Annotated in this window: 2 protein-coding genes; both read right to left on the bottom strand. The window is 50.6% G+C overall.

The features are described 5' to 3' along the window. Positions 1 to 55 precede the first annotated feature (55 nt). The gene (locus tag TPRIMZ1_RS0107835; RefSeq protein WP_010257426.1) at positions 56 to 3,568 is read right to left on the bottom strand and encodes an ATP-binding protein; all 3,513 of its coding nucleotides are present in this window, start codon (positions 3,566 to 3,568) and stop codon (positions 56 to 58) included. 54 nt (positions 3,569 to 3,622) lie between these two features. Continuing rightward, positions 3,623 to 6,169, bottom strand: coding sequence for an ATP-binding protein (locus TPRIMZ1_RS0107830; protein WP_100217026.1), 2,547 nt, complete (start codon positions 6,167 to 6,169; stop codon positions 3,623 to 3,625). Positions 6,170 to 6,413 lie beyond the last annotated feature (244 nt).

Below are 6,413 nucleotides of genomic sequence, written 5' to 3'. Positions count from 1 at the left end.
CAATGCATTTTCAAGTTCCGTAAGAATGCTGTGGATAAGTCCCGGCTGTCCTTTTTTATGTTTGGCGCATTGCCGCTAACTTTTCGATTGCTTCTTGAAACTCGCTCATTAACACTGCGTTGGAAACCGCCGCCAGGGCTTCCCGTGTTTTCCCGTCAAATGGCGCCGCCTCCAGTTCCACAAGGAGGCGGTGGATGGTTCCAATCTCTTCCTGTTTCAGGGCTTCGGCGAGTTCTTCAAACAAGGGCAGATAGCGCTTGCTTTCTTCAGACCCAAGTCCAATAGAACCAGCCCCGGCGGACTCTTCCTTGTTCAGAACCTGCCCTATCTGTTCCGACAGGTCTTTTAGATTCCAGTAGAACGGGGGAAGCCCTTCTTCGATACGGGTCAGATCCCCCGCCTTTCCTGCCGCCTCCAGTTCTGCGGCTTCCTCTGATACTCCGGCGGCGCCGATGGTGGCGGCGGCGCTCTTGAGGGCATGTACACTGGTGGTAAAAAGGGAAATTTCCTGCTCATTGGGAACACGTTCCAGTAAGGGCAGCCGTTCCAGGGCATCATTACGGAAGGAGGCCAGCACCTTTCGGTACCCCGCCTCAGTCCCGCCGGTCATGGCCAGGCCTCTGGCGGTATCCACCCCGTCAATTTTTATACCCGTCGTTTCCATGATTCGTTCAGAATCGGTTCCGGGCTTTGGTTTTATCTGCTTTTCAGGGGGTATCCATTTAGCCATCATCCCGTCAAGTTTGGATATCTCAATAGGCTTGGAGAAGTAGTCATTAAAGCCCTTTTGCAGAAACATCTCCCTCATCCCGGTTACCGCATTTGCGGTAAGGACGATGATAGGAAGGTTTTTAAAATAATCGCCTTCCAGAGCCCGGATTGCCGCAGTCGTTTCAATGCCGTCCATTTCGGGCATCATATGGTCCATCAGCACCATATCATAGCGGTTATTCTTTATCAGTTCTATTGCTTCCTTTCCGCTTGTTACAGTGGTGATATCGGTCTGATATAAACTCAGGAGGCCCTTGGCTACATTCAGGTTAGTAACAATATCATCAACGATGAGGAGCCGGGCCTCAGGGGCGATGAAGCGTACAACGGTTTCCTTATGATAGGGAGTATCTGTTTTTTCGTTAATCACATTGGCAATGGATAGGGCATAGGCGGGCATGCTGATAATGGGAATATTTTTGAAGGAGGATATTTCCTGGAGCGCTGCCAGGAGTACCAGTTTTGTGGGCAGGGATAATTCCTGTATAATGGATTGCGCCGTCTCTACTGCCTCGGCGCATACAAATGCAAAGGCATACCCTTTCTTCCCGGGGAGTGAACAAGCCCTCAGTTCCCGGCTAAGCTGCTCCATATCCCCGGCGGCTGTTACAGGGAGTCCCAGATTCTTTATCGAATAGACAATCGAATCGGCGTATTCCCTCCGGCTTTCATAGAGCAGCGCCGCTTTTGTCTCAGGGTTCTCAACCACCGCCAGGGATTCGCTGCTCCGCACCAGTTGGAGTATGGTTGCGGTAAAGACGCTGCCCTTTCCGTATGCGCTGTCCACCACAATATCTCCGCCCATGAGGCGGCAGAGGTTACGGCTTATGGCAAGCCCAAGGCCGGTTCCCTCAATGCCCTGGTTCCGGTGGGTATCAAATTGCTGGAACTCTCCGAACAGTTTGCCCATATCTTCCTGTTTAATACCGATGCCGGTGTCGGTAACCGAAATAGACAGGACGATCTGATCTTCCCGCTGCTCACCGGTGACTGCAAGGATGATATGGCCCTTCTGGGTATACTTGACCGCATTGGAGAGGAGGTTCATCAACACCTGCCGCACCCGTACTTCGTCGCCTGCCAGGCGGTCGGGCAGTTTGCTGTCAATATCCACGGTGAACAGTATGGGTTTTTCGCTCAGTCGGATACGGATGATGCTGATCACATCGTTAATCACCGAGCCCAACTGATAGTCGGCCTCCACAATGTCCAGCTTGCCCGATTCAATTTTAGAAAAGTCCAGAATATCGTTGATGATGGAAAGCAGGTTTGATCCCGCCTGTTTGATACTCCGGGCTTCTTCGTATACATCCTGGGGAATATCTTTCCGCAGTATCAGTTCCGCCATCCCCAGGATAGCGTTCATGGGGGTGCGGATCTCGTGGCTGGTATTGGCGAGGAAGGCGCTTTTTGCCTGGGTTGCCCGTTCAGCTTCTGTCAAAGCTTTTATCTGTTTTTCCAGGGTTTGGGTTGTCTGTTCCAGATCCCTATTGGTAAGGTTTAGCTGATTGTACAAGGAGGCGAATCGGCGGGCCATGATCAATGCCGCACCGGTGGTAAACACAAAAAAACCGTAACGGGTCAAGGTAATCCCATAATGCAGAAAGGCAGAATCGATTAAATCAAAAACGCCGGCGCCGATACCTATCATGCCCCCTATTATCAAGCTGCCGATAGGGGTGTCGGTAAAAACTTTAGCCGCCGCCCTGGGAAAGGATATCCCCCCTGAGGCAGTATACTGCCCTTTTATCTCCCGGTATGCAATTACAAAGGAATACCAAAAATAGAAACCCATAAGAAGTATACCCGCCGGTATGACCACTGCCTGCCATATCCTTAGAATATCGTCCATAAATGCCTGGGAAAACAGCAGTTGGAGCACCGCAAGCAGGGCGGAAATGACGCCGTAAATCCGGGTGGCGATAAGTTTTTTTTTCAGGCAAAGACTTTCCAGGAAAAAAGCCGCAATGGGCAGCGCCAGGAACACGCAGAAATATTCTACCCGCCATATAATAGCCGTATTAGAAATAATGCGGTAAATAAAATGGGTACGCATTGAGAAATAAACACCCAATACCACTGAAAAAAGGCCATAGGACAGATTATAATATTCTTTTTTGTGGATAAGAAACATAAATAAATGATAGAGCCCCATGAAAAAATACACCCCAATCAGGGCAAGGGTCAGGGATTCGCTAAACCGATCGGCGATGCGGGTATACTCATCAATATAGTACGGGGAAGAATAGGAGAACCCCACGGATTTATAGGTTGGGTCTCCTACAATTCTAAAGCCCAAAATATTTTCTCCCGGGACTAAAAGGGCCTTATCCAGGGGAAAGAAAACCCACCGCATACTGCGGTGCAAAATAATATTGCCCGCAGGGTTCAGATGCATTTCTGATTTTACCAGGTGACCGTTAAGGTAAATCTCCCAGTTATCGCCTATACTGGCCAAAAACAAACCCGGCGCCGATATAGTATTCGACTCAAGGGCAGTCAGGATTTTGTCGTCCGGCTTAAAGGGAACAAGAACGGTAAATTCTCTTTCCTTAACCCCAAAGGGAGAAAGGAAAACACGGCGGGGAAGATCCGGAAGCCCCAAATCCCGTATCATCACCGGGCCGGCGGCAGCTTCCACTACCCGCCATGTTCCGGAAGAAACATCGGGTCTGCTCAAAAGATCGGCGGAGGAAAAACCTGATTTTACATAGAGGGGGTAGGTTTTTAAGTCTATATACAGTGGGCCCGCCCCCCGGGGCTCGGCATTTAAAACCGATAAGGCCGCCAAAAGCATTACTGTGCATAAAAATACCTGTTTTGTATTCGATCTGTTCAATTGTTTTTTTCCTTATGTCCGGCAGATTACAATCAGCTTTTCAATTGCTTCCTGAAATTCGCTCATTAAAACTGCGTTGGAAACAGCGGCCAGTGTCTCTCTGGTTTTCCCATCAAGCGGCGCCGCTTCCAATTCCGCAAGGAGGCGGTGCACGGTCCCGATATTTTCCTGTTCCAGCGCTGTCTTGAGCTCCGTAAACCGGGGAAGATATTCGGCAACCGTTCCCACGGGGTCGTCCCGATTTTGTAGGGTATCATCATTCAAGACCCGGCCTATACCATCCGCCAGATTTTGGAGGTCCCGGTAAAATCCCGATAAGCCCATTATAATACGCGCCAGGTCCTCCGACTTTCCCGCAGCCTCCAGTTCCGCAGCTTCCGCGGATACGGTGGCGGCCCCGATGGTGGCGGCGGCGCTCTTGAGGGCGTGAACATTGGTGGTAAAAAGGGAAAGGGAGGACAGATCAGGAATGACGGCAAAAAGGGGCAGCCTGTCCAAAACGTCCTGATAAAAGGCGCTTAATACCTTCCGGTAGGCGGCTTCGGTCCCGCCGGTCATGGCTATACCCTTTGCGGTGTCCACCCCGTCTATTTTTATGTCCGGGACATCCGGCGCCGTTTCAGCGCATGGTTCCATTGGAACAGCTTCTGTTTCGACGCTTATCCGTTTTTCCGTAGGTATCCATTTGGCCATTATCCAGTCAAGTTTGGAAATTTCGATGGGCTTGGAAAGATAATCGTCAAGGCCCTTCTCCAGAAACATTTCCTTCATGCCGGAAATTGCGTTGGCGGTCAAAGCTATGATTGGGATATGCTTCGATCCCTCCGGCAGGTGCTGTTTGCCTTCCCAGGCCCGGATTAATGCAGTGGCTTCTATGCCGTCTATACCGGGCATCATGTGATCCATGAGTATCAGATCGTAGTCTTTTTCTGTAACCAGCTTGACCGCCTCTTCCCCGCTGGTACAGGTGGTGATATCCATTTGATACGGGGCAAGCAAACCTTGGGCTACATTTAAATTGGTAACAATATCATCCACGATGAGGATTTTTGCGGTTGGCGCCGTAAAGCGGACAAGGCTTTTCCCCGGCTGGTCTATCTCCGCCATGGGCGCGGCATCCACAAGCTTCTGGGGTATGGCGGCGGTAAAAACACTGCCTTTACCGTAAACCGAGCTGACCGTAATATCCCCGCCCATGAGGCGGCAGAGGCTGCGGCTTATGGCAAGCCCCAGGCCGGTTCCCTCAATACCCTGGTTCCGCTTAAGGTCTACCTGCTGGAAATCTCCGAACAGCTTATCCATATCTTCGATCTGTATGCCCTGGCCGGTGTCGGCAACCATCATGGTTAATAAAACTGAGTCCGCAGTGTCAGGAAGGGGCGGGGCGGTAACCGTCAAAGTGATGGTTCCTTCCTTGGTGTATTTAACCGCATTGGAAAGAAGATTCAAAAGCACCTGCCTGATACGGGTGGCGTCGCCTGAAAGTGTTTGGGGCAGAATGCTGTCAACCTGGGCCGTGAATAAAGCAGGGGAGTCTTTAAGGCGGGGGCGGATAATGTTGATACAATCATTGATCATCGAGGCCGGTGTATAATCGTTGCTTACAATATCAAGCTTACCCGATTCTATTTTTGAAAAATCAAGAATATCATTAATGATGGAGAGTAGATTCATCCCCGCCTTTTTAATACTTTCCACATCGTCATGGCTTTCCCGGGGCAGTTCCCGGCGCAGTAAAATATCCGCCATGCCGATGATCGCATTCATGGGGGTACGGATCTCATGGCTTGTTTTGGCAAGAAATGCACTTTTCGATTCCGAAGCGGCCTCCGCTTTCCTGCTCAACTCCAGAAGATTCCGGTTATAAGCCGTTACCCCCTTAAGCAAAAATAGATAGATAAAAAAACCAAGAAGGATTAAGACCGCAGAAAGGGCAGCCTGTTGTTTGATCCGGGCCAGAATGGACTTAAAAATCGATTCCGCTTCAAAATCGCATCCGATAATACCGACAACATCCCCGGCGGAATTTAAGATAGGCATATAGGTCCCTACCGTGTAGCCCCACTGGCTCTGTATCTCCAGGGTTCCGAACTGGGGCAATTTTGTATCCCAGGTCAACTGAAAGGCGATATCATAGGAGCTGGTATCTTCTTCGGCGCCAAGGGGGGAAAACCCTTCCTCCTCCGGATTTCCGCCGTCAACAATGAATTGATATATCTTTCCCTTTCCCCGGCCTCGTTCCCCGTCCATCCGTTTCGGCGCCATGGTGTAGAGGTAGAGACATTGGGTTTCTTCTCTAATCGCCAAAAGTTTAAGCCGGGTCTCCTCGTAGAAAGGGTCCCGGGCGTCCAGGGTTTTACAGAGCCTTTCGAAGGCGTCGCCGTCAATCTGCGCGGCGGCCCGCTTTACAATGGGAAACCCCAGCCGGGCGCTGGTCATTTTTGCGGCGTCCTTCATCTGCTGGACGGAGGCGGTAATAATGATCGCGGCTACGGCAAGCACAAAGATGATAAAAAAAAGCGTAAAACGCAGGGTTAGTGAAATTTTTTTGGGGTCCATTTTGGGCATCGTGTGGTCCATAAATACCATATTATAACGGTTTTTCTTTATAAGTTCTATTGCTTCTTTACCGCTTGTCACGGGAGTAGGGCCCTACTTCTCGCTTAAATTAAACACCCCGTCCCAGTCCGCTGCAGGCGGTTTTTGCCGGAAGGCCCGCGCCCGTTCCAGGAACAATTGGGCCGGTCCGTCACTGGGGTCCAGGTTTAATACCCCCTCAAAGGCCGCTTCTGCGGCAGTCCAG

Source organism: Treponema primitia ZAS-1 (genome assembly GCF_000297095.1).
GTDB lineage: Bacteria > Spirochaetota > Spirochaetia > Treponematales > Breznakiellaceae > Termitinema > Termitinema primitia_A.
This window is presented reverse-complemented; position numbering and strand designations above follow the sequence as displayed.